Consider the following 22,084-nt stretch of genomic DNA (forward strand, 5'->3'; position numbering starts at 1 on the left):
CAATTCTCGGCGCCCCCACGTTCATTGTGAACCCCGATGACCGAACTGACTGTCATCGCGGATCGCGATAAGCTGACCCGGTGCTGGACCCCCGCCTGTGCCGTTCGTTCCTCGCCGTCGCCGAGGCGCGCAGCTTCACCGCGGCCGCGCGGCGGCTGGGAGTCGGCCAGCCGACCGTCAGCCAGCACGTCCGGCGGCTCGAGCGCGACTCCGGCGGGCTGCTGTTCGCCCGCGACACCCACACCGTCGAACTCACCGCGCGCGGGCAGGCGATGCTCGGGTTCGCCCAGACCGTCGTCGACACCGAGGAGCGCGCGCAGCGGCACTTCCGCGGCGCCGAACTCCGCGGCCGCGTGCGCTTCGGTGTCTCCGAGGACTTCGCGCTCGGCGAGCTGCCGGAGATCCTGCACCGGCTGCGCCGCAGTCACCCGCTGGTGGACGTCGAGCTGACCGTCGAGCTGTCGGACGTCCTGACCCAGCGGCTGCGGTCCGGGCAGCTGGACCTGGTGCTGGGCAAACGCCGCCCGGGCGCGCACCACGGCCGGCTGCTCTGGCGGGAGCCGCTGGTCTGGATCGGGTCGGCCGCCACCGTGCTGGAACCCGGCCGGCCGGTGCCGCTGGTGCAGTACCCGATGCCGTCGATCACGCGGCAGCTGGCGGTGGAGGTCCTCGAGCGCGCGGGCCTCGAGTGGCGGGCGGCGTGCCAGACGTCCAGCCTCACCGGCCTCCGCGCCGCGGCGGCGGCCGGCCTGGGCGTCACCCTGCACGCGCGCAGCCTCGTCCCGGCCGACCTGACCGAGCTCGACGGCCTGCCCGAACCCGGTGAAATCGAGTTCATGCTGCTGGCCCGGGAGTCGATGGAGGGCCCGGCGGCGGCGTTGGCGGAGTTCATCCTCGAGCGGGTCCGGCGCTAGCGTTCGCTGCCGGTCACCCCTGTCACCCCTGTTTCCCCGGTGAGCAGGCGGCGCAGGCGGCCCAGCGCGCGGTGCTGGGCGACGCGGACCGCGCCGGGCGTCGAGCCCACCGCCGCGGCGGTCTCCTCCGCCGACAGGCCGACCACGATCCGCAGCACGACGATTTCCCGCTGTTTCGGCGGCAGCACGTCCAGCAGCCGGGCCAGCCGCTCGTTCAGCTCGAAGCGCAGGGCCCGCTGTTCCGGGCCGGCCGTGTCGCTGACCCCGTCGGGCACCTCGGGCACCGGGTCGGCGCGGTTGCGGGCCGCGGCGCGGTGCGCGTCGGCCACCTTGTGCTGGGCGATGCCGTAGACGAACGCGAGGAACGGGCGGCCCTGGTCGTGGTAGGACGGCAGCGCGGTGAGGACGGCGAGGCAGACCTCCTGGGCGACGTCGTCCGCCGAAGCGAACGACCGCTCCTGCCGCCCGACGCGGGCCCGGCAGTAGCGCACCACCAGCGGCCGGATGGTGGCGAGCAGGCGCGCGGTGGCGGCGTCGTCCCCGGCGATCGCGGCGGCGACCGGCTCGTCGTGGCGCCGCCAGTGCGGCGGGAACGCTTCGGCGGGCTGCGTCGCGGCGATCTCCCGGACGAGCGCCCGGCTGCGCACGCGCAGCAGCGTGCCCTCCACGTCGAGCCCGGTGCGCAGCGAGTCGTACAGGGCGGCGTTGGACTCCCGCAGCTGCTCGGTGATCACCCGATCCCCGTACTCGGTTGCCGGCATTTCGCTCACCTTTCCCTGTCCCGCTCGTCTCCGGGCCGAGCGGCCTGGAGTCGCCTGAGGCGTTCCCGCACGTGGCGGAGGGTGGACCGGACGGTCGCGGGGGCGATCCGGAGCGCCTCCGCGATCTGGGACGGCGTGAACCCGTCGAGCGACCACGCCAGGACCATCCGCTGCTTCCCCGGCAGGGAGGCGAGCAGGTCGATCAGCCCCGCGTGCTGCTCGACCAGGCCGGCGAGCTCCTCGTCCTCCGGCGGGTCGCCCGCCGTGGGCCAGTCCGCCCGCACGTCACCCGGCGCGTCGATCAGCCGCCCGGCGACCCGGCGCACCCACGCCCGCGGATCCTCCGTGGTCGGCCACGCCTCCAGCGCGTGCAGCATCGTCTCGGCGGCGACTTCGCGTGCCGTCTCGACCTCGAACCCGGCCTTGCAGAGGAACGCCACGAGGGCCGGGAAGTCGGCGCGGAAGAACGCGTCGAACTCGTCATGACCGCACACGGATCCCCACCACCCCTCGCCCTCACTAGGACAGGTGCACTGAGGCGACCGCTACGTGTAACGATTCGATCAAGACTGCCCGGTAGGAGTAATGGACCGCGTTGCCTTGGTGACGGCTGGTGACGATGGCCGCGAAGATGATCGAGGGAGGTCGGCGATCGACGACCTCCAGGTCCGCGAACGGCGGATTCCGGACACGCGGCAGGCGCGGCCCCCGGCCATCGTGTTTCGATCTCCGCCGACCCGGAAACCCCCACTGGACAACGCAGAAGCGGACCGGTGACGGCCGGCCCGGTACCGGTTGGCGGGCGGTTGCCGCGCCCGGGCTTCGCCGATCGGGTGACGTGATCGACATCGAGATCCCCGGAAGAAAGGCGTACTCTCATGTGTTGCAGTCTTGGTTGCCCGGAGGGTGAGCCGGGGACCGAAGCCAAAACCCCCTTGACCCAGGCGGATACGCTCGCGCGCCCGCCGGGATCAAGTCGGTTGACGCGCCCCAACAATGGGAAGCAGTAAGAGTAGAGCGAGGAGGTGAACGAAGGAAATGGAAGCCACGATGACGGGCTGGGCGGAACTCGCGGCCTGCAAGGACGAGGACCCGGAACTGTTCTTCCCGATCTCCGAGGTCGGTCCCGGCGCCCGGCAGACGGCGCAGGCGAAGGCCGTGTGCGCGCGCTGCCCCGTGCGCGCCGAATGCCTCGGCTACGCGCTCGACAACGGCCTCGACCACGGCGTCTTCGGCGGCATCACCGCGGACGAACGCCGCCGGCTGGTGCGCACCGCGCCTGAGCGGCACCGAGCAGCCTGAACGCGCCGCCCGGTGACCTCTTCCCGGCGGACCCGAGCACCACACCGAATCCGGAAGAAATCGATTCCGGCCGTGTGCGCGCGCCCGGGTGGGTGATTCCTCGTGAATCACCCACCCGGGCTTTTATTGGCGTAATACTTATGCGCCGCTTTGAATCTTCGCCGTCGACGCGTGGTCGTCGTGCCCGGCGGGCCACGTCTCCGGCAGGCCCCACGCCGCCGCCGTGAGCGACTCGAACGCGGCCATCGCCGTGATCAGCCCGTCCTCGATCGTGAGGAGGGTGACCCCGAACCACCGATGATCGTGCTCTTCCGGGCGCCGCAGGTAGGCGGCCACCGCGGGCTGGCGGTTGGCGTGCACCGGCCGCATCCGGAACCGTCCCACGCAGTCCGGTGACGCCGGATCCAGCGACAGCGAGAGCGCGTGGACGATCGAAGCGCGGTTGCCGAACCACAGCGTGTACGGCGGCATGATCGCCTGGGCGTCTTCGTGCAGCAGCCGGGCCACCGCGCCCGGGTCGGCGGCTTCGTACGCGGCGATGAACCGCTTGACCAGCGCCGTTTCCTCGGCCGTCGCGTTGCCGACCGTCCACTCTGCACGCCGCGCGGGCAACCGCTCACGCAACGTCGCACGCGCCCGTTGGAGGGCGCTGTTCGCCGACGCCACGCTCGTTTCCAGCAACGCCGCCGTCTCCTTCGCCGGCCAGCCGAGCACGTCCCGCAGGATCAGCGTCGCCCGCTGGCGCGGCGGCAGGTACTGGACGGCGGCGAGGTAGGCCAGCTCGATGGTTTCCCGTTCGATGACGGCGGCACCCGTGTCGTCTGTTCCGCCGGGAGCCGCGCCGTCGAGCAGCCGGTCCGGGTACGGCTCGAGCCACGGCAGGTCGGCGGCCGCGATCGGCCCGGCGGGCTCCCCGGCCGGGCCGAGCTGATCGGGCAGCACGCGCCGCGGGCGACGGGCGAGGACGTCGAGGCACGCGTTCGTCGCGATCCGGTAGAGCCAGGTGCGCACGCTCGCCCGGCCCTCGAACCCGTCCCGGCCCTTCCACGCGCGCAGGAACGTCTCCTGCGTGAGGTCTTCGGCGTCGGCGAGCGAACCGAGCATCCGGTAGCAGTGCACCTGGATTTCCCGCCGGTGCCGTTCGACGAGCGTCTCGAAGTCCGGAGCGTGGCCCACCCCGGCACGCTAGCGCACCCGGGCTGACAGGATGTGGCGGTGAGCGGAACGGTGCTGGTACTCGGCGGACGCAGTGAAATCGGCCTGGCCGTGGCGAAACGCCTGGTCAGCGGCGACGTCCGGCGGTTCGTGCTGGCCGCGCGGCCGGGCGCTGACCTGACCGGCGAGGTGGCCGCGTTGCGCGAGGCCGGCGCCGAGACGGTGGAAACGACCGAGTTCGACGCCGACGACCTCGCCGCGCACGGCCCGTTCCTGGAGAAGGTGGCCGCCGAGCACGGGCCACTCGACACCGTCGTGCTCGCCTTCGGCATCCTCGGCGACCAGGCCCGCGCGGAGCGCGACGCCGCGCACGCCGCCGCCATCGTGCACACCGACTACGTCGCCCAGGTCGGCGTGCTGACCCACGCCGCGAACCTGCTGCGCGCGCAGGGACACGGCCGCCTGGTCGTGTTCTCCTCGGTGGCCGGGGTGCGCGTGCGCCGGGCGAACTACGTCTACGGCTCGGCCAAAGCCGGACTGGACGGCTTCGCGAGCGGCCTCGCCGACGCCCTGCACGGCTCCGGCGTCCACCTTTTGCTCGTCCGCCCCGGCTTCGTGATCGGCCGGATGACGGAAGGCATGACGCCCGCGCCGTTCTCCAGCACGCCGGACCAGGTCGCCGAGGCGACGGTCGCGGCGCTGCGCCGCGGCCGCGGCGTCGTCTGGGTGCCCGGAATGCTCCGTCCGGTCTTCTTCGCGATGCGCCTTCTGCCGCGCGCGATCTGGCGCAAACTGCCGCGGTGACGCGAAAGCGCCGGGCCACTGTGGCCGGTGCCACAGCACGCGGCTGTGCGCACCTCCCTACGGTGCGTGGCAAAACCGGCCGATAGGCCCGATTCCGCTCGGCCGATCGGGCAGCGTCACAGGTTTCCGACAACTTTCTCAGCTGATTCCCAGCAAACCCGGTGATCCTCGAAGAGGGGAACCACCAGGGAAGCAAGGGGAACGTCGTGCTGTTGTCGTCGCGGGGGCGCCGGATCGGCGGCCGGGTCGCGCTCGGCGTCGTCTCGACGGTGGTGCTCGGCGCCACCGGCTACCTGTGGACGCAGCTGAGTTCCCTCGACGACGGCATCGTCACCGCCGACGTCATCCCGCCGGCGGCGCAGGTCGACAACGACGACACCCCGCCCGGCGAACCGCTGAAGGTCGCCCAGAACCTCCTGCTCGTCGGGATCGACGCGCGGACCGACACGTACGGCAACCCCCTGCCGCAGAACGTGCTCGACGCCCTCCACGCCGGTGGCGGTGACGACGGCGGTGACACCACCGACACGATCATCGTGGTCCACATCCCGGCAGGCGGCGCGGCGGCCACCGCGATCTCGATCCCGCGTGACTCCTATGTGGACATCGCGGGCGGGTACGGCAAGCACAAGATCAACTCGGCGTACAGCCGCGGGAAGAACGCCGCGATGTCCGGTCTGCGGGCTCAAGGGCTCTCCGGCGCCCAGCTGGAGGTGGCGGCGAACGAGGCGGGCGCGAAGACGGCGATCCAGACCGTGGAGAAGTTCACCGGGCTGACCATCAACCACTACGCGGCGATCAACCTCGCCGGCTTCGACGCACTGTCGCAGGCCGTCGGCGGCGTCGAGGTCTGCCTCAAGGCGCCGGTGCAGGACCGCTACTCCGGCGCGAACTTCGCGGCCGGCCCGCAGACGCTGTCCGGCGCGCAGGCGCTCGCCTTCGTCCGGCAGCGCCACGGCTTGACCAGCGACCTCGACCGGATCGCGCGGCAGCAGGCGTTCCTGTCCGGGATGGCGAAGAAGGTGCTGAGCGCGGGGACGTTCACCGACCCGTCGAAGCTGGGTTCGCTGGTCAGCGCGGTGCAGGGCTCGGTGGTGCTGGACAAGGGCTGGGACATCTTGAGCTTCGCGCAGCAGCTGCGGGGGATGACCTCGGGCGCGATCGCCTTCGCCACCATCCCGGTGCAGAGCCTGTCGCTGCCGACGCCGTCCGACGGCGACGCGGTCAAGGTCGACCCGGCGCAGGTCCAGCAGTTCGTCCGCACGGCGATCAGCACGCCGGCGGTGCAGGCCTCCGGTGACGACACGAGCGGCGGCGTCAAGCCGGTGGCCGCCACCGGCACGAAGGCGCCGGGGACCGCGGGCACTCCGGACGCGAAACAGCCGGCGGCCAGTACGGCCGCCGGCTGCGTCAATTAGCCGATCACACGAACGCGGACTGCCCGGTGATCGCCTTCCCGACGATCAGCGTGTTCATCTCGCGCGTGCCCTCGAAGGAGTAGATCGCCTCGGCGTCGGCGAAGAACCGCGCGACGTCGTAGCCCAGCACGATCCCGTTGCCGCCGAAGATCTCCCGGCTCCAGGCGACGACCTCGCGCATCCGCGACGTGACGAACGCCTTGGCCAGCGACGAGTGCTCGTCCTTGAAGATCCCGGCGTCCTGCAGGCGGGCGAGCTGCACGAGCATGCCCCAGGACGCGGTGATGTTGCCGAGGCTCTTCACGAGCAGGTCCTGCACCAGCTGGAACCGCGCGATCGGGCGGCCGAACTGCTGACGCTCCTTCGCGTAGGCGAGTGCGGCTTCGTAGGCGCCGATCATCACGCCCAGTGCCTGCCAGGCGACGCCGCCGCGGGTGGCACGCAGGATCTCGGCGACGTCCCGGAAGGAGTTGATGCCCTGCAGGCGGTTCGCCTCCGGCACGCGGACGTCGGTCAGCGTGATCTCGGCGTTCTCGACGATCCGGAACGCGGTCTTGCCCTGGATCTTCTCCGGCACGAAGCCGGGCATGCCCTTCTCGACGACGAAGCCCTTGACGTGGTTGTCGTCGACGTCGCGCGCCCACACCACGACGTAGTCGGCGAAGGTCGCGTTGCCGATCCACTTCTTGGCGCCGTTGAGGATCCAGGCGTCACCGTCTTTCTTGGCCGTGGTGCGCATGCCGCCCGCGACGTCGGAGCCGCCGAGCGGTTCGGTCATCGCGAACGCGCCGATCTTGTCCATCGCGGCCATTTCGGGCAGCCAGCGGTCACGCTGCTCCTGACTGCCACCGCTGTGGATCGAGTACATCGCGAGTCCGTTGTGGACACCGAAGAACGTCGCCACGGACGCGTCCGTGCGGCTCATCTCCATCGCCATCATGCCGGTGAGCAGGTTGCTGACCGCGGGCTTGTGCTCGCCGTAGCCCTCGTAGGGCAGGCCGGCGAGGCCGCTGTCGCGGAACATCCCGATGAGTTCCTTCGGGAAGGTGCCGGCCTCCCAGTTGTCGTTCACCAGCGGCTTGACGTCGTTGGTCATGAACTCGCGGGCCTGGACCAGCAGCTTGCGCTCCTCGTCCGGCAGCAGCGCCTCGAAGTCGTAGAAGTCGGCGGCCAGCTTGTCCTTGAGCGGTTCCATGTCAGTTCTCCTCCACTGCGGTCAACACTGCGAGCTGCTTGCGGTCGCGCGTCTCGGCGAGTTCCGAGTACGTGGAGGAGCCGTAAGCCTTTTCGACGGCTTCGATGAGCCGCTCCTGCTCTTCGGGGCTCTGGCTGGGGGTGCCCAGGCCGGCCCACATCTTCTTCATGGACTTGCCGATGTGCTCGGCCATGTGCCGGTAGCCACCGGGGCCACCGCCCAGGTGCGAACCGAGGAACGGCCCGACCGTGGCCCAGCGGATGCCGAGCGAATTCGTGATCACCCGGTCGAGCTCGTCCGGCGTCACGACGCCCTGCTCGACGAGGTAGATGGCCTCGCGGCTCAGCGCGTTCTGCAGCCGGTTGCCGACGAACCCGGGGATCTCCTTGCGCTCCACGACCGGCGTGCGGCCGAGGAACGTGTAGAAGCCGACGGCCAGCTGCACGGATTCCTCGCTGGTGCGCTCGCCGGGGACGACCTCGACCAGCGGGATCAGGTGCGGCGGGTTGAACGGGTGTCCGATGAGGACCCGGCTGCCGTCGATCTCCCCGGTGAACGCCGTCGAGGGAATGGCGCTCGACGAGCTCAGCAGCAGCGCGTGCTCCGGCGCTTCCTCGACCAGCCGCTTGAACAGGTCCTTCTTGAACTCGACGTTCTCCGGCCCGTTCTCCTGCACCACATCCGCATCTTTCACTGATTCAGTGACGTCTCCGGCGAGGTGGACGCGGCTCGTGAGTTCTTCGGCGGTGGTGCCGAGGTGCGGGGCGAACTGGGCCAGTGCCTGCGAGACGGCCTCTTCGAGGTCGGGGCGGGGGTCGGTGACCCGGACGGTCAGGCCGTGGTGGGCGAACAGCGCCGTCCAGGACAGGCCGATCGTGCCGGCGCCGATGACGGCGGCGTTGCGGAAGGTCATGATCGCGCTCCCTTCAGGTAGTCGAAGACCGGCTTGACCGGGGCGAGCGTCAGGTCGGTGAGGAGGTGGCTCGCGGAGACGACCTCCAGCACCGGCAGGTCGGCCAGCGGGGCCAGGACGTGCTGGAACAGCTGCAGCCGGGCGGGGCCGGTGTAGGCCTCCTTGACCACGACGTCGGTGATCTCGGTGCGGACCAGCTCCTGGACGCGCGGGGCGCCGTCGTAGCCGGGGATCGTCTTGAGCATGAACGTCGGGACGGTGATCTGGCGTTCGGCTTCGCGGGCGTCCAGCTCGTGGTGCTTGTAGCCCATGGTCGCCGTGGCCACCCGGAGGGTCCCGTGGTCCAGAGTGCCCACGAGCACGCCGTTGTCGACGTAGAGCTTCGGGCTGCCGACGGTCTTGGGGTAGGCGCTGACTTCGCGCCCGGACGCGGTGGCCGGGAAGTTGTCGAGGTACATCGCGTGCAGGTACTCGCCGCGCTCGCCGTCGAAGCTGACCTCGATCGCCTGGCCGGACTCGGTGTACGGGCCGTACCCGGAGACGTCGCCCATCTTCATGACCTCGAAGCGCACCAGCGGTTCCTCGACCTGCAGTGGCTCCGGGACGACCGCGCGCAGGGCGGCGGCGTCGGTGCGGTAGACGATGTTGAGGTACTCGCGGTTGGTGAACCTCGGGACCACCGGTGCGAACGCCGGGGCGGTCAGCGGGGTCGTCACGTGCTGCCGGACTTCGTCGATCTTCATGGTTATTCGCCTGTCCACTTCGGAGCGCGGCGCTCGGCGAAGGCGGTCATGCCCTCGCGGACGTCGGCGGACTGCATCAGCTTCTTCGTCTCTTCGCGCTGCACGGCGAACGCCTCGGCTTCCGAGCCGCGCACGATCTTCTTGACGGCGGCGAGCGCGAGAGGCGCGTTCTCCGCCAGCTTCTCGGCCAGCTGGAGTGCGACCGCGGCGGCGTCCCCGCTCGGCGTCACGCGGTTGACCAGGCCCAGCTCCCCGGCGCGGCGGCCGCTCACCGGCTCGCCGGTGAGCAGGAACTCCATCGCCAGGTGGTGCGGGATCCGCTTTGGCAGCCGGATGACGCCACCACCGGCGGCGATCAGGCCGCGCTTGACCTCGGGGAGGCCGAACTGGGCGTTTTCGGCGGCGACGATCAGATCGCAGCCCAGCGCCAGTTCGAACCCGCCGCCCATGGCGAACCCTTCGACGGCGGCGATCAGGGGCTTGGACAGCTCGGCTTCGGTCAGGCCGCCGAACCCGCGTCCCGGGATCTCCGGCGACTCGCCCTTCAGCGCGGCCTTGAGGTCCATGCCGGCGCTGAAGGTGTTCTCGGCGCCGGTCAGGACGCCTGCCCGGAGCGTCGGATCGTTCTCCAGCTCGTCCAGGGCGGCGGCCAGCCCGGCCGCAACGGCGGCGTCGACCGCGTTGCGAGCCTCCGGCCGATCGATCGTGATCAGCAGGGTGCTGCCGACCCGTTCAGTACGCACTGCACTCATGACTTCACACTTCCTTTACGCCACTTTCCCCGAGAAAGTGTTCCGGAGGAGGTGCCTCCGGATAGCCTTCACGTGAAAGCTCGGGGTGGGTCAGGCCAGTTCGGCGAGGACTTCGGCGGTGTCCTGGCCGGCCAGCGGGGCCAGGCGGCGGATCGAGCCGGGCGTCGCGGAGAACTTCACCGGGATGCCGACCGTGCGGATGGTGCCCTCGCTCGGGTGCTCGACGGTGTCGAGCAGGTGGCCGTCGCGGACGTACGGGTCCTCGTGCGCCTTGTCCAGTTCCAGCACCGGTGCCATCGGGATGCTGTGCTTGGCGCACACCTCGGCCCACTCCTCGGTGGTCAGCGCCGGGGCGCACACCGCGATCTGCTCGCTCAGCCACTCGTTGTCCGCGCGGTTGACGGCGTCGCCGTTCACCCGCGGGTCGGCCGCGAGGTCCGGACGCTCGGCCGCGGCGAAGAAGTCCCGGAAGTTCTGCGGGTTGTAGGGGATGACGCAGGCGAGGCCGTCCTTGGTGCGGACCGCGGCGTGCCCCTTCGTCATCGACAGCGCGAACCCGGTGGGGCCCTCGGCCGGCTCGTAGGTGTGCCCGGCGAGGTGTTCGACCAGGTTGAACGCGATCAGCGTGTCGGTCATCGGGATCTCGATCTGCTGGCCCTTGCCGGTCTTGCCGCGGTGGACCAGCGCGGCGAGCACGCTGTAGGCGATGGTCAGCGACGAAACCTTGTCGCCGATGATCGTCGGCAGGTAGACCGGCTCGCCCAGCGCCCGGTTGGCCACGTCGACCAGGCCGGAGGAGGCCTGCACGGTCTCGTCGTAGGCGGCGTTCCCGGCGCGGTCGGAGTCGCTGCGGAAGCCCTGCGCGTGGGCGTAGACCAGGCGGGGGTTGCGCTCGGCGACGTCGGCGTAGTTCAGGCCGAGGCGGGCCAGCGCGCCGGGGCGCATGTTGGTGATCAGCACGTCGGCGGTGTCGATCAGCTTCAGCGCCTGCTCGCGCTCGGTCTCGTCCTTGAGGTTGAGGGCCACGCTGCGCTTGTTGCGGTTGACGTTGAGGTTCAGCGCGGTCATGCCCGGCGTGGTGCGGTACTCGCCCACTCGCACGGTGTCCGCGGGGGACTCGATCTTGATCACGTCGGCGCCCAGGTCGCCGAGGATCTGCGCCGCGTACGGGCCCATGACCACGGTCGAGAGGTCGATCACGCGCACGCCGTCCAGAGGTCCGGTCGTCATCTTTTCGTCCTTTCGCGCCTTGGTGTTTCGCTCTACTTGCGAACGTAGGCGCGATCGACGTGAAAGGGAATGATCATGATGCGAACAATGGTATGACCGCAGCGGTCATGCCATTTTCTAGCTACTGAGCGGCTCCGCGAAGATCTCCTTGGCGGTGTCGACGAGGTCGCGCAGGTCGCCGTCGGTCCGGTCGCGCCGCCAGAGCAGGCCGGTGTCCAGCTGGGGGCGGAAATCGGTGAAGGGCAGCACGATGACGTTGTCGAGCCGGTAGCCGTGCATCGGGCTCTTGGCGTCGAGCATCGAAATGGAAAAGGCTTCGCCGCTGGAGATGATTTCGGACGTCCCGCCGTAACCGGTGCCGGTCAGCCGAATGCGTTTCTTGACGCCCAGATCGCTCAATTGGCGATCCAATTGTTCGAAATAGGCGGGGACGATGTCGTCCGGCGAGGTGACGTACGGCAGTTCGGTCAGTTCGGCGAGGCTGACCGACTCCCGGCCGGCGAACAGGTCGGCGGGCACGACGGCCCCGAGCCGTTCGGTCATCACGGGCAGCTGGTCCAGCGCGGGATCGGCGACGGGCAGCCGCGCGAGGGTGAGGGCCAGTTTGCCGTCGTGCACACCCTGCACGAGGTCGGCGGTGGTGCCGGGCCAGCGTTTGAGCTCGTACCTGGTCCGGACGCGCTCGGCGAGGGCGTTGACGCGCTCCCGCAGCTCGGGGTGCACCCCGGCGGGCATGCCGAGGAAGAGGGTGCTGCGCTGCGGCCGGACGGCCTCTTCCAGCTTCCACGGGATCGCCCCGATCCGCTCGAGGACGTCCCGCGCGAGCGGCAGCAGCGCGGCCCCGGCGTCGGTGAGGGTGACGTGGTGGGTGCTGCGGTCGAAAAGCTGCTGCCCGAGCTCGTGCTCGAGGTCCTTGATCCGCTGGCTGAGCGGGGACGCGGCCATGTGCAGCTTCCGCGCCGCCGCCGAGAAGTTCAGTTCCTCGGCGACCGCGACGAAGTAGCGCAGGTGGAGCATCTCCATCCCCCGACCCTAACCACCCATCCGACCCTCCAGGCACGCAAGCCGACTCCTTGGGTACGCGAGTCGACCCTTCAAGCACGCGTGTTGCCTCCCGGATCACGCGAGTTCCGCGCCCAATCACGCGAGTTCCGCCTCCGATCACGCGAGTCGCGGCCTCGATCACGCGAGTTCCGGGTACCGGACCGGCGAATCCGTGTGCCTGGAGGGTCGGTCTGCGTGCCTGGAGGGTCGGTTCGCGTGCCTGGAGGGTCGGCTCGCGTGATCAGGGGGTCGACACGCTGCGGCGGACCAGGTCCAGCAGGCGGGCGGTGCGGGCCGGGGCGTTGGCGAGGGCGATGCCGGTGGCCAGCAGGAGGAGGTCGAGCGGGTCGGTGTCCGGGGCGACCGCGCGGGCGGCTTTCGCGCGGGTGACGAGGGCGGCCGCGGTTTCGTTCACCGTCTCGTGCCAGCGGGCGAACAGGGTTTCGTGGTCGCCGGCCGGGGTGGTCAGGGACAGTGCGAGGTCGCGCTTGTCCCGGACGTGCTCGACGAACATCGCGAGCCACGCGAACAACGCCGCCTCCGGGTCGGCCGCGTCGAGACGCGCGCGCGAAGTCAGCGAAGCGACTTCGTCGGCGTACACCGCGATAACCAGCTCGCGACGGCTGGGGAAGTGCCGGTACATCGTCGCGTTGCCGATGCCCGCGCGCCGGGCGATCCGGTCGAGCGGGGCATCCGGGCCGTCCTCGGCGAACACCTCCTTGGCCGCCACCAGCAGGAGCGCGTGGTTGTCCCGGGCGTCGGACCGGCGGGCTCGTGCGGGCATCGGCGCTCCTTGCCAAGTGGGGAACTCCCCGGTTAGCCTAGCAACGCCCTAACCGGGGAACTCCCCACTTAATGGAGGCGACGATGACCCCGTCCGAAGTCCACGCACGGCTGGTCGAACTCTGGTCCGCCGGACGCTTCGAGGAAGGCCTGCGCTACCTCGACCCCGAGGTCGTCGACCACCGCGGCGGCACCGACGGCGACCACCACGGCATCGACGCCTGGCGGGCGAAGTGGGACCGGAAAGCCGACGTCACCGTGCAGATCGAGCGGAACGTCAGCGAAGGCGAGTTCTCGGTGAACCGCTACACCAGCTCCGGCCGCGGCTACGCCGTGACCAGCATGGACATGGTCCGGGTCCGCGACGGCCGGGTCGTCGAGCACTGGGCGCTCATGGACGTCACCGCCCGCGCCGCGCAGCTGAGTGCAACGGGAACGTGAGAGTGAACGCCGCGCCGCCTTCGGGGGCGGGGCCGGCCGTCAGCGTTCCGCCCATGCGGGTGACCAGGGCGTGGACCAGGGCCAGGCCGATGCCCGAGCCGACCGGACGGCGATCGCGGTAGCGGGCGTTCAGGACTCCGCGCTCGAACGCCACCGGGTAGTCCTCCGGTGCCAGGCCCGGCCCGCCGTCGCGGACCGCCAGGGAAGCCGACGAGGCGGACGCCGACGAAGCGGACACCGAGAGCGAGAACACCATCGGCGCCCCCGAAGGGGTGACGCGCAGGGCGTTCTCCGCCAAGCCGTCCACCACCTGACGGAGACGGCGGGCGTCGGCCAGCACCGGGACCGGCGTGGCAGGCGCCGAAACCGACAGCCGGACGTCCTCGCGGGCGCACCGCAGCTGCCAGACCTCCGCGCAGTCGCGGACCAGCGCGCCCAAGTCCACCGGGGCGACGTCCAGCCGGAACTCGTCCGCCCCCAGCCGGGCCAGCTCCAGCAGGTCCGTGACCAGCCGCTCGAGCCGCTGAGCCTCCCGCTGGATCGTCTGCCCGGCCCGGACCGCGTCCGGCCCCGTCGCGACGCCGTCCGCGATCGCCTCGGCGAAGCCCGTCACCGCCGTCAGCGGGGTCCGCAGCTCGTGCGACACCGACAGCAGGAACTCCCGCTGCCGCGCCTCGCTGACGGCCAGCGCGTCGGCCAGCGAGTTCAACGATCCGGCCACCTCGGCCACCTCGCGCGGGCCCTGCACCGGCACCCGCACGTCACGACGGCCGGCCCGCAGCGAGCCGGCCGCGAGAGCGGCCCGGCGCAGCGGACGGCCGAGCAGCCGCCCGGAGACGAAACCCGCAAGAGCCGCCACCAGCAGGCCGATTCCCAGCGCCAGCAGGATGTTGCGCACCAGTGCCCGTTGCGTCGCTTCGACGTTCCGCGCGGGCAGGACCAACGCGAACGCCGCCCCGCGGGTGCCCACCACCCGCGTCTCGACCAGGTACTGCGACCCGGCCACCGTGACGCGCCCCGAGTGGTCCGCCGCCAGCCCGAGCTTCCCGGCGGCCTGGACGGCGACGGCGTCCCCGAGCGCCTGCCCGCCCGCCCGGCGGACCACCACCGAGATGCCCTGCCCGCGCACGACGTCGGCCACCTTCCCGACGCCCAGCCGGTTGCCGATGCCCGTTTCGTCCAGCTGCGACGCGACGACGTCGGCCTGTGCGGCCAGCGACGTCTGCAGCACGTTGTCCGCCGTGGTCCGGATCAGCCGGGACGCGACCAGCCCCGCCACGATCACCGCGACACCCGCGACGGCCAGGCAAACCAGGGTGATCCGCCCGGCCAGCGTCCCCCTCACGCCGGATCCGCCGCGTAGCCGATGCCGCGCACCGTCCGAATCGGACTCGACGGCCCGAGTTTCGCCCGCAGCTGAGCCACGTGGACGTCCACTGTCCGCGTTCCCGCCGCCGCCTCGTACCCCCAGACGGCGCTGAGCAGCTGATCGCGCGAAAGCACCTGCCCCGGGTGCCGGAGCAGGTGCGTGAGGAGGTCGAACTCGGTCGACGTCAGCGAGATCTCGACGTCGCCCGCCCACGCTCGCCGGGACAGGACGTCGACGCGCGCGCCACCCACGGCGAACGTCTCCGCGGCCGGCGCCGACCCGGAGGCCCGGCGCAGCACGGTACGGACCCGGGCCGCCAGCTCGCGCGGGCTGAACGGCTTGGTGAGGTAGTCGTCCGCGCCGATCTCCAGGCCCAGCAGTCGGTCGAGCTCGTCGTCGCGGGCGGTGACGAACAGCACCGGCGTCCAGTCCCCGGCCGCGCGCAGCGCCTTGCAGATCTCGATACCGTCCATTCCGGACAGTCCGATGTCGAGCACGATCGCCACCGGCTTGAGGCGCCGGACGGCTTCCAGCGCCCGGCCGCCGTCGGCCTCGACGTGCACGCCGAAGCCGTCGCGCTTGAGGTAGAGCGCCGCCAGCTCGGCGATCGCGGCCTCGTCCTCGACCACGAGGACGAGGCCGCGTCCCGGTGACCCCATGCCTGCTCCCGTCTCCGCCGTGTTCAGAGGGGAGACGCTAGCCGGTCAGGGCGAGTCATCGCGGTTCATGTCGGACTCGATTCCGTTCAGTGTCGACTCGATCCCACTCAGGTCAGTGGATGACGACGACGTCGCCGGCACGCTTCCGGGAGGCGAGCCGATCAGGTTGTCGCGGCAGCCCGAGCAGCCGAGCGCGACGAGCGCGGCGGCCCCGACCGCCGCCGCGACCCGCGCGCCCCTCACTTGGCCGGCTTGCAGTGCGCCGACGCGAAGGCGTCCAGCTTCTGCTTGGCTGTGGTCAGCTCGCCGGCACGGCCCTGCCGCTTGGTGGCGCGCTGGTCCAGCTGGTCGGCGCGGGCGGTGTGCCCGGCCGCCCGCTGGTCGGCCGCCCGCGCCTTGAGGTTGGCGACCGAGCCCTTGACCTGGGGCCCGCCGTTGATCCGCTTTTCCAGGTTGGCGGCGCGCTTCTGCAGCTTCGGCACCCAGTCCGCGCAGACCTGCTGCGACTCCTCGGGGCTGAGCGTGATCGGCGCGACCGGCGCCGTCGTCTGGGCCGAGGCCAGCGGCGCCGCCACCAGCAGGCAGGCCGCTGTCCCGCAGCCCGCCAGCGCCAGCCGCGTCCAGGTGGTTCCTCGCATCGTCTCTCCTCGTGTCCGTCCGGGGGTACGGGGAGAACTTTGACGGAGCGGTGTTCGGAGAGCGTCCGCCTAGTGTTCGGGCTTGGTAAGGCCGACGGTGACCGACGTCCGGGCGAGGTCGAACGTCAGCGTGTCGCCGAGGCGGGGCAGCGCCGGGTCGAACAGCAGCCCGTCGGTGCCGCCGAGGACCAGCCCGAGCCGGTGGCCCGCCGGGACGACGTGGTCGAGCGCGGTGAGGCCGAACGTCATCGTGTAGGCCCGGCCGGGGACGAGCGGTTCGCCGTGCCGCAGCGTCGCGTGGTGCCCGAGGTCCGCCCAGCCGGCGGCGACGATCCGGTGGCCGACGCGGACGACGTCGGCGGCGGTGTCCAGGAAGCACGCGCTGTCGGCGTCGGTCCCGGAGCCCCAGCACGAACGCGTGGCCAGGTTCTCGACCCCGCTGCCGTAGAACGCGGTGTTGCGGGTCTCGGCCGGGCCGTAGTCGACGAGCGCGACGCCCAGCCGGGCGGCGGTCGTGTCCGACGACGCGGTGATCGTCACCGACGGCGACCCGGCGAGCCGCACCGGCGAGGCCAAGGGCGCGCCGGTGAACCGCGCGGCCGACACCCCGGCCGCCCACTGCTCGCGGGTGACGGCGGGATCGTCGACGACGCTCGCGGTGCCGGAACCCACCGGCCCCAAGGTGCCGCCGGCCGACGGACGGAACGTCGCCGGGAGCGTGGCGGGCGGCCAGCTCCGGACGTCGGTCCACCGGTCCGGGGCGGTTTCGAGGTGCACGGCGGGCTCGTGCTCGACGCCGTTGCGCAGGCCCAGCAGCCATCGGTCGAACCAGCGGTGCAGCGTCTCGACCCACCGCGCCCGCTGCAGGTCGAAGGGGTCGGTGTGGCCGGCCTGGCTCAGCCACGCCTTGCGCGGGACGCCGGCCCGGCCCAGCGCGTCCCAGTAGCGGGCGAACTGGTCCGGCGCCACGACCCAGTCCCCGAAGCCCTGTGCGATGAGCACGCTCGCGCGGACCCGCCCGGCGCGCGGGACGTAGTTCACGCTCTGCCAGTAGGCGTTGTAGTCGCCGTTCGTGCCCGCGCGTGCCTCGAGGTCCGCTTCGAACGGCCTGCACAGCTCGGCGGCACGCTCGTTGTAGGTGAAGGACGAACCGGTGTTCTCCGGCGTGGCCAGTGGCGCGCCGTTCGCGATGAGCTGGGCGTAGTTGTCCGCGACGCCTTCGATCGGCACGATCGTCTTCAGCCCGGCGATGCCCGAGGCGGCCATGCCGATCGCGGTCGCGCCGTCCTGCGACTTGCCGATCGCGCCGACGTCCCCGGTGGCCCAGTCCGCCCGCACCGGACGGCCGCCGTCGGGGGCGTCGAAGGCCTTCGCCCGGCCGCTGAGCCAGTTCACGACCGCGTTGCCGGACCCGACGTCGTCGAAGCAGCCCGACGACCGGTTCGTCCCGCCGACGTCGGCCAGCACGACGGCGTAGCCGCGGGGCACGAAGTAGTTGTCGTAGAACAGCGGGAACTGCTGCGGGGTGCCGTCCGGCGCGTACGTCTTCTTCTGCTGTTCGTTCCCGCGGCCGCAGCACGCGTAGTACGGGCTGACGTCGAGGATCACCGGGACGCGCACGGGCGCGTCGGGCCGGATGACGTCGGCGGCCACGCGGTCGGGCCTGCCGTCACGGTCGTGGTCGGTGCCGGTCTCCACCCACGCCGTCTCGCGGATCGCGTCCGCGTAGGAATAGACCGGCCGGCTTTCCGAGGGTGACGCGGAAGCCGCGGGCGTGAGCCCGGATGTCGTGAGCACGGCGGCCAGGAATCCCGGTAACAGTCGCATCGGACCAGGGGATCACGGTTTTTCGTACCTGGCCAGGAACTTCTCCATCGCGGCGTCGACGGCTTCGCGGTCGCCGGTCGTGACGAGGTCGAGCAGCAGCCCGCGGGTCACGGCGAGCCCGAGGCGGGCGTGGGCGGGCCGGTCGGCCTCCGGGACGCCGAGCTGGGCGAGCCGGGCTTCGAGGGGGCCGAGCCAGTCTTCGACCACGCCGTCGAGGAACTCCGCCGTGCCGGGGGTGCCGCCGAGTGCCTGGCCGTAGAGCTGGAAGAACAGCTTTTCGTTGGCGCGCAGGTCGTCGTCGGTGAGCCGTTGCCAGAACTCCGCCGGGTCCAGGCCGGCGAGCGCGGCCCGTTGGCGAGCTTCGACCTCCCGGGCCACCGCCGTGAGCAGGCCTTCCTTCGAGCCGAAGTGGTAGATCAGCATGCGGTGGCTGGTGCCGAGGTCCGCGGCCAGCGCCCGCAGGCTCCGGTCCGCCCCGCCGTGGTGGGCGATGTGGTCGATCGCCGCGTCGAGCAGCTTGGCACGCGGGCTTGCGTCGATCATGTACCAAATGGTACACGTACCAAATGGTACAAAGCATCTCGGTCCACGCCTGGACGGCCGCACCGGCCGACGCCGTGTACGCCCTGCTCCGGGACGGCGCGAGCTGGCCGAAGTGGTCGCCGCTGGGATCGTTCGAGCTGGCCCGGGCGGGGGAGGGTGAGCCGGAAGGCCTGGGTGCGATCCGCCTGTTCAAGACCGGCGGCGTCCGCTCGTACGAAAAGATCGTCGCGCTGGAACCCGGCCGCCGGTTCGGCTACGCACTCGAGCGCGGCTTGCCGCTGCGGGACTACGTCGCCTACGTCGACCTCTCACCCCGCGACGGTGGCACCGACATCCACTGGCACTCGACGTTCTCGCCGAAGATCCCCGGCACCGGCTGGTTCTACCGGTGGTTCGTCGGCTCCTTCATCAAGCGGGTGGCCGCGGGTCTGGCGCGGGCCACCGCCTGATCGGCGTGTTACTCTCCCGGGGAGAGCGAGGAGGCGTGCCGTGGGGCCCGATCCGTACGACCGCAACTGCCCGACCCGCCAGCTGCTCGACCGCATCGGCGACCAGTGGACGGTGCTGATCGTCGGCGCGCTCTCCGGCGGCCCGCTGCGGTTCACCGAAATCGGCCGCCGCGTGGACGGGATCTCCCAGAAGGTGCTGACGCAGACGCTGCGCAGCCTGGTCCGCGACGGCATCCTCACCCGCACGGCGTACCCGACGATCCCGCCGAAGGTCGAGTACGAGCTGACGGCGCTGGGGCGCAACCTGTCCGAGCCGCTGGACGTGCTGGACCGCTGGGCCCGGCGGCACATGTCCTCGGTCCAGGAGGCCCGGAACGCCTACGACGCGGAGCACACGCCCGCGTCCGCGTAGCCCACTGGACAGCTCCTGGACAATCCGGCTCGGGACGGGTCCGGCGATCCCGCCCGCGGGGAAACTGTCGCCGTGCTCAACGAGACCGTGCCCGCGCCGGGCTGGGAAGTCGTTGCCGTCACCGCGTTGTTCGCGTTCGCGGTGTCGCTGACCTCGGTCGTCACGCCGCCCAGCGGGCGGCGGAGCCTCCTGCGCAACGCCAATGTCCTGGGCACCCTGTTCCACGAAGGCGGCCACGCGCTGGTCATCCTGCTGACCGGCGGTGACGTCTCCCGCGTCGCCATCACCGGCGCGGGAGACGGCTTCACCGAGTGGAAGCACACCTCGGGGCTGGGCAAAGTCCTGGCCAGTGCGGCCGGGTACGCGATGCCGCCGCTGGCCGGGCTGGGGGCGGCCGTGCTGTTGCACCAGGGTCGCGTAACGGCCGTGCTCGTCCTGACGCTCGCCGCGCTGGTGTTCATCCTGCTGTTCGCCCGGGACCTGCTCACCGTCGTCGTCATCGTGGTGGTGGGGGCGGTCGTGTATTCGGCTTTGCGCTATGCGCCGGGCTGGCTGCGCACCGGCATCGCGTACACCGAAGCCTGGCTGCTGCTGACCAGCGAGCTCGACGGCGTGCGAATCCTCGTCGTCAACCGCCTGCGCAGCGGGTTCGCCGGCCGGCAGGACGACGCCGCCGCGCTGGCCAACCGCACCGCCTTGCCGTCGCCCCTGTGGATCGGCGGGTGGTTCCTGCTCAACGGCTGGGCGATCTGGCACGCCGTGCCGCTGCTGTTTCCTTAACGGGCCGCCAAACCCGCCTCGTGGGCCAGCAACCCGGCCTGGGTCCGGTTCGCGCAGTCCAGCTTCACCAGCATCCGCGAGACGTAGCTCTTCACCGTCGCCTCGGCCAGGTGCAGCCGCGTCCCGATGTCCGCATTGGACAGTCCTTCGCCCAGGCAGGCCAGGACGTCGCGCTCCCGCTCGGTGAGACCCGCGGTGCGCCGTCGCGCGTCCTCGCCGCGTTCGCGGCGGTCCGAAGACAACGCCACCAGGCGGCGCGCGGCCGACGGCGAGAGCACCGTGTGGCCGTCCGCCGCCACGCGGACCAGGCCGATCAGGTCCTCCGGGGGCGTCGACTTCACCAGGAAGCCCGCCGCGCCCGCGCGCAGCGCCCGGATCACGTACGTGTCCGCGTCGAACGTCGTCAGCGCCACCACCGCCGGCGGGTCCGGCAGGCCCGCGATGCGCGCGATCGCCGTCAGCCCGTCCACCCCCGGCATCCGCAGGTCCATCAGCACCACGCGCGGCCGGTGCCGGACCACGGCCTCGACGGCTTCGGCGCCGTCGGCGGCCTGCGCGACGACCTCGATGTCGTCCGCCGAACCCAGGATCGTGCGCAGGTGCGCGCACACCATCGGCTCGTCATCGACCACGAGCACCGGGATCACAGTGCGTGCCTTCCGCCGTCGGGACGTACGCGGGCAGTATCGCACCGACCCGGAACCCGCCGCCGGGTCGCGGGCCCGCGTCGAAGCGCCCGCCGACCAGTTCGACGCGCTGCCGCAGGCCGGCCAGCCCGGCGCCGGAACCGCTGCCCGCCAGCGCCGGGTCGGGCGCGTGCGCCGCCGCCGTGCTGTCGACCGAGACGTCGAGGCCGCCCGGGTGGTAGCGCAGGGAGACCGTCGCCGACGCGCCCGGCGCGTGCTTGCGCACGTTCGTCAGCGCCTCCTGCACGAGCCGGTACGCGGTGCGGGCGACGGTCGGCGACACCTGCGCCGGGTCGCCGTCCAGCACGAGGTCCGTCGCCACCCCGACCGACCGGGACTCCTCGACCAGCCGCGCCGGGTCGCCGGGTACGGCCGGGCTGAGCGTCCGCGGTCCGGCCTCGGCGCCGTTGCGCAGGACGCCGACCAGGTCGCGCAGTTCGTCCAGGGCCAGCGCACCTTCGCGGCGGATGTCCTCGGCCGCCGTCCGCACGGCCGGGTCGGCCGACGTCACGCCGAGCGCGCCCGCGTGCAGCACCATCAGGCTGAGCCGGTGCGTGACGACGTCGTGCATCTCGCCCGCGAGCCGCCGCCGTTCCGCCGCCCGGGCCTGCTCGGCGAGCAGGTGCTGTTCGCGCTCGGCGCGTTCCGCCCGGTCGCGCAGGGACTGCAGCAGCTGCTTGCGGGCTTCGACGTACAGCGTGATCATGACCGGCAGGACGGTGCTGAGCAGCCCGAACGGCGTGGTGGCCCAGCTCGGCGCCCACGGCCGCGTGGCCACGACCGCGAGGATCCCGGCCAGCCACAGCACGGTCCGCCGGTCCAGCACCCGCACCACCTGGGCCAGCATCACCGGGGTGACGGTCGGCACGGTCGTCAGCGCGATCGGGTGCACCGGCACGAGCAGCCCCGGCGCGAACAGGTCGGAGGCCAGCATCGCGAACGCCGCCACCGTGACGAGGCCGGCCACCAGCGCCGGGAACCGGAACAGCAGCACCAGCGAGAGGTCGCAGACCACCTGCAGCACCAGCCCGGCCGCCGGGCCGAGCGCGCCGGTCGTGCGGTCGCCGAGGACGTGGTACAGGACGTTGAGCCCGGCGAACACCACCGCCGGCAGGAACAGCCAGAAGGCGTCGGTGCGGCTGGGCCACATCGGCTGCCGGGTGCTGTCCACGCGGTCACGGTAACGGCTCGCGTGGGCCGCTGCCCCGGCTGCGCAACCAAAGTTGCGGCTGGTGGCCGGTCCGCGCAACGTTCGTCGCCGCGATC

The 22,084-nt window shown here is 71.6% G+C and carries 25 protein-coding genes; 8 read left to right on the forward strand and 17 right to left on the reverse strand.

Going from position 1 to position 22,084, the window contains the following annotated elements; translation table 11 throughout:
* Positions 1 to 80 precede the first annotated feature (80 nt).
* The gene (locus ACLJQE_RS42280; RefSeq protein ID WP_410645455.1) at positions 81 to 914 is read left to right on the forward strand and encodes a LysR substrate-binding domain-containing protein; all 834 of its coding nucleotides are present in this window, start codon (positions 81 to 83) and stop codon (positions 912 to 914) included.
* Here the strand turns inward: ACLJQE_RS42280 and shbA are convergent.
* Together shbA and ACLJQE_RS42290 are read right to left on the reverse strand one after the other, a co-directional pair.
* On the reverse strand, positions 911 to 1,675 hold the full coding sequence (gene shbA, locus ACLJQE_RS42285; RefSeq protein WP_410645456.1) for an RNA polymerase sigma factor ShbA: 765 nt from the start codon (positions 1,673 to 1,675) through the stop codon (positions 911 to 913). The genes ACLJQE_RS42280 and shbA overlap by 4 nt on opposite strands.
* Before the next feature lie 5 nt (positions 1,676 to 1,680).
* Positions 1,681 to 2,169 (reverse strand): RNA polymerase sigma factor, encoded by a 489-nt coding sequence (locus ACLJQE_RS42290; RefSeq protein ID WP_410645458.1) that lies wholly within the window; start codon positions 2,167 to 2,169, stop codon positions 1,681 to 1,683.
* Between the two features lie 544 nt (positions 2,170 to 2,713).
* Between ACLJQE_RS42290 and ACLJQE_RS42295 the strand changes: the two genes are divergently transcribed.
* Complete coding sequence (locus ACLJQE_RS42295) at positions 2,714 to 2,977, forward strand: WhiB family transcriptional regulator (protein ID WP_043776205.1); 264 nt, start codon at positions 2,714 to 2,716, stop codon at positions 2,975 to 2,977.
* Positions 2,978 to 3,115: 138 nt separating this feature from the next.
* On the opposite strand, the gene ACLJQE_RS42300 is transcribed toward ACLJQE_RS42295, so the two are convergent.
* A complete protein-coding gene (locus tag ACLJQE_RS42300; protein ID WP_410645460.1) occupies positions 3,116 to 4,153 on the reverse strand; it encodes an RNA polymerase subunit sigma-70 in 1,038 nt (345 codons plus the stop codon).
* 39 nt (positions 4,154 to 4,192) lie between these two features.
* Between ACLJQE_RS42300 and ACLJQE_RS42305 the strand changes: the two genes are divergently transcribed.
* A complete protein-coding gene (locus ACLJQE_RS42305) occupies positions 4,193 to 4,936 on the forward strand; it encodes an SDR family NAD(P)-dependent oxidoreductase (RefSeq protein ID WP_410645461.1) in 744 nt (247 codons plus the stop codon).
* 206 nt (positions 4,937 to 5,142) lie between these two features.
* Positions 5,143 to 6,354 (forward strand): LCP family protein, encoded by a 1,212-nt coding sequence (locus tag ACLJQE_RS42310; RefSeq protein ID WP_410645507.1) that lies wholly within the window; start codon positions 5,143 to 5,145, stop codon positions 6,352 to 6,354.
* Positions 6,355 to 6,358: 4 nt separating this feature from the next.
* Here the strand turns inward: ACLJQE_RS42310 and ACLJQE_RS42315 are convergent, their stop codons facing one another.
* The 7 genes from ACLJQE_RS42315 to ACLJQE_RS42345 all read right to left on the reverse strand — a co-directional run bounded on the left by ACLJQE_RS42315 (position 6,359) and on the right by ACLJQE_RS42345 (position 13,015).
* Positions 6,359 to 7,549, reverse strand: a complete 1,191-nt coding sequence (locus ACLJQE_RS42315) for an acyl-CoA dehydrogenase family protein (RefSeq protein WP_410645462.1) — start codon at positions 7,547 to 7,549, stop codon at positions 6,359 to 6,361.
* A 1-nt stretch (position 7,550) separates the two neighbouring features.
* Positions 7,551 to 8,462, reverse strand: a complete 912-nt coding sequence (locus ACLJQE_RS42320) for a 3-hydroxyacyl-CoA dehydrogenase NAD-binding domain-containing protein (RefSeq protein WP_410645463.1) — start codon at positions 8,460 to 8,462, stop codon at positions 7,551 to 7,553.
* On the reverse strand, positions 8,459 to 9,205 hold the full coding sequence (locus ACLJQE_RS42325; protein ID WP_410645464.1) for an acetoacetate decarboxylase: 747 nt from the start codon (positions 9,203 to 9,205) through the stop codon (positions 8,459 to 8,461). Before ACLJQE_RS42325 ends, ACLJQE_RS42320 begins: the two co-directional genes overlap by 4 nt.
* 2 nt (positions 9,206 to 9,207) lie before the next feature.
* Positions 9,208 to 9,957 (reverse strand): crotonase/enoyl-CoA hydratase family protein, encoded by a 750-nt coding sequence (locus ACLJQE_RS42330; protein ID WP_410645465.1) that lies wholly within the window; start codon positions 9,955 to 9,957, stop codon positions 9,208 to 9,210.
* A 90-nt stretch (positions 9,958 to 10,047) separates the two neighbouring features.
* Positions 10,048 to 11,187 (reverse strand): CaiB/BaiF CoA transferase family protein, encoded by a 1,140-nt coding sequence (locus ACLJQE_RS42335; RefSeq protein ID WP_410645466.1) that lies wholly within the window; start codon positions 11,185 to 11,187, stop codon positions 10,048 to 10,050.
* A 117-nt stretch (positions 11,188 to 11,304) separates the two neighbouring features.
* Positions 11,305 to 12,210: a LysR family transcriptional regulator gene (locus ACLJQE_RS42340; RefSeq protein WP_410645468.1), complete on the reverse strand. Its 906-nt coding sequence runs from the start codon at positions 12,208 to 12,210 to the stop codon at positions 11,305 to 11,307.
* Positions 12,211 to 12,472: 262 nt separating this feature from the next.
* Positions 12,473 to 13,015: a TetR/AcrR family transcriptional regulator gene (locus ACLJQE_RS42345; RefSeq protein WP_410645469.1), complete on the reverse strand. Its 543-nt coding sequence runs from the start codon at positions 13,013 to 13,015 to the stop codon at positions 12,473 to 12,475.
* Between the two features lie 83 nt (positions 13,016 to 13,098).
* On the opposite strand from ACLJQE_RS42345, the gene ACLJQE_RS42350 reads away from it, so the two are divergent.
* Positions 13,099 to 13,455 carry an ester cyclase gene (locus tag ACLJQE_RS42350; protein ID WP_410645471.1) on the forward strand — a complete coding sequence of 119 codons (357 nt, stop codon included), beginning with the start codon at positions 13,099 to 13,101 and terminating at the stop codon, positions 13,453 to 13,455.
* Here the strand turns inward: ACLJQE_RS42350 and ACLJQE_RS42355 are convergent.
* From ACLJQE_RS42355 to ACLJQE_RS42375, 5 genes are all read right to left on the reverse strand, one after another.
* Positions 13,415 to 14,800 carry an ATP-binding protein gene (locus ACLJQE_RS42355; protein WP_410645473.1) on the reverse strand — a complete coding sequence of 462 codons (1,386 nt, stop codon included), beginning with the start codon at positions 14,798 to 14,800 and terminating at the stop codon, positions 13,415 to 13,417. The two genes, ACLJQE_RS42350 and ACLJQE_RS42355, sit on opposite strands and share 41 nt — an antisense overlap.
* Entirely contained in the window at positions 14,797 to 15,483 is a 687-nt protein-coding gene (locus ACLJQE_RS42360) for a response regulator (RefSeq protein WP_410645474.1), read from the reverse strand. The genes ACLJQE_RS42355 and ACLJQE_RS42360 overlap by 4 nt, the downstream gene beginning before the upstream one ends.
* Before the next feature lie 239 nt (positions 15,484 to 15,722).
* Positions 15,723 to 16,121 carry a hypothetical protein gene (locus ACLJQE_RS42365; RefSeq protein ID WP_410645476.1) on the reverse strand — a complete coding sequence of 133 codons (399 nt, stop codon included), beginning with the start codon at positions 16,119 to 16,121 and terminating at the stop codon, positions 15,723 to 15,725.
* 69 nt (positions 16,122 to 16,190) lie between these two features.
* Positions 16,191 to 17,948, reverse strand: coding sequence for a CocE/NonD family hydrolase (locus tag ACLJQE_RS42370; protein ID WP_410645478.1), 1,758 nt, complete (start codon positions 17,946 to 17,948; stop codon positions 16,191 to 16,193).
* Positions 17,949 to 17,960: 12 nt separating this feature from the next.
* Entirely contained in the window at positions 17,961 to 18,491 is a 531-nt protein-coding gene (locus ACLJQE_RS42375) for a TetR/AcrR family transcriptional regulator (protein WP_410645479.1), read from the reverse strand.
* A 23-nt stretch (positions 18,492 to 18,514) separates the two neighbouring features.
* Here ACLJQE_RS42375 and ACLJQE_RS42380 point away from each other — a divergent pair, with 23 nt between their 5' ends.
* The 3 genes from ACLJQE_RS42380 (at position 18,515) to ACLJQE_RS42390 (ending at position 20,132) form a co-directional block, all read left to right on the forward strand.
* Complete coding sequence (locus ACLJQE_RS42380) at positions 18,515 to 18,940, forward strand: SRPBCC family protein (RefSeq protein ID WP_410645480.1); 426 nt, start codon at positions 18,515 to 18,517, stop codon at positions 18,938 to 18,940.
* 40 nt (positions 18,941 to 18,980) lie between these two features.
* The gene (locus ACLJQE_RS42385; RefSeq protein WP_410645481.1) at positions 18,981 to 19,352 is read left to right on the forward strand and encodes a winged helix-turn-helix transcriptional regulator; all 372 of its coding nucleotides are present in this window, start codon (positions 18,981 to 18,983) and stop codon (positions 19,350 to 19,352) included.
* 72 nt (positions 19,353 to 19,424) lie between these two features.
* Positions 19,425 to 20,132 (forward strand): M50 family metallopeptidase, encoded by a 708-nt coding sequence (locus ACLJQE_RS42390; protein WP_410645483.1) that lies wholly within the window; start codon positions 19,425 to 19,427, stop codon positions 20,130 to 20,132.
* Here the strand turns inward: ACLJQE_RS42390 and ACLJQE_RS42395 are convergent.
* Both ACLJQE_RS42395 and ACLJQE_RS42400 read right to left on the reverse strand, forming a co-directional pair.
* On the reverse strand, positions 20,129 to 20,779 hold the full coding sequence (locus tag ACLJQE_RS42395; protein ID WP_410645484.1) for a response regulator: 651 nt from the start codon (positions 20,777 to 20,779) through the stop codon (positions 20,129 to 20,131). The genes ACLJQE_RS42390 and ACLJQE_RS42395 overlap by 4 nt on opposite strands.
* Positions 20,754 to 21,968, reverse strand: coding sequence for a sensor histidine kinase (locus tag ACLJQE_RS42400; protein ID WP_410645509.1), 1,215 nt, complete (start codon positions 21,966 to 21,968; stop codon positions 20,754 to 20,756). Before ACLJQE_RS42400 ends, ACLJQE_RS42395 begins: the two co-directional genes overlap by 26 nt.
* Positions 21,969 to 22,084 lie beyond the last annotated feature (116 nt).

It is taken from the genome of Amycolatopsis sp. lyj-346, assembly GCF_046548975.1.
Classification (GTDB): Bacteria; Actinomycetota; Actinomycetes; order Mycobacteriales; family Pseudonocardiaceae; genus Amycolatopsis.